The organism is Bacillus sp. ME78 (assembly GCF_903970865.1).
GTDB lineage: Bacteria > Bacillota > Bacilli > Bacillales > Bacillaceae_G > Bacillus_A > Bacillus_A cereus.
The window spans coordinates 1-732 of record NZ_CAJCKK010000092.1 but is presented as its reverse complement, the minus strand read 5'-3'; the positions used below and the strand labels follow the sequence as shown (position 1 = coordinate 732).

The following is a 732-nucleotide window of genomic DNA, read 5'->3' as shown; positions in this document are numbered from 1 at the left end:
TAGTTGAGATGGACTCACTTTTTGAATTTGAACAAGTATATCAAACGCTTTACCTAATGATATATCAACAGTTTTTGGTATATCAGGCCCTTCGGTAGTTATTCCAGCGAAAATTGGATGTTGTTCGTTTAACCAAGTTTTTGTCACGCCGTTTGCCTTACGTAAATCAATAAAAAATTGATCTTTTTTAACTTGTCCAAAGATGTAGTTATAACTGTTTGAATCATCCGATTTTAATGTTCCATAGGGGCCAAATTCACCATCGCTATTTTTGACATTATATTGTCCTTCATAAACTGACGTTCCAATAGATACGTACCGTTTTCCATAATATTCTGCTAAGCGCTGCCCAGCTACTTTAGGATATATAAAAGGAAGCATATTTGTTTTCGAAACGTGTCCATTATGTCCCCATACAATAGTTTTTCCTAAATGTTCTTCAGTCCACTTCGCATTTTCATACATTGCAATATCATGTTTCAAATAAAAATCCGCTGGTTTATCAGGAGGTGTCGCTAACATTGTAGTAAACTGTTCAATAATACAAGCATTTTGCTTTATCCATGCAAACTCTTTAGATTTTCCATTTAAATAGCTTTTATTTTCCTCTAATAAAGCACTAATTTGTTTAGCATCTAAAACATACTTTTCTTTTTCTTCTTTCGTAAGGCTTTCAAAAGTATTCATATCCTTTGTTACAGGAATAAGACCTTTTATCTTCTCTTCTACTCT

At 32.9% G+C, this 732-nt stretch carries 1 protein-coding gene; it reads right to left on the bottom strand.

Annotated features, from left to right (window positions below; genetic code table 11):
* Positions 1-732: erythromycin esterase family protein (locus H6481_RS28295; RefSeq protein WP_182813819.1), on the bottom strand; the 732-nt coding region annotated here is incomplete at both ends.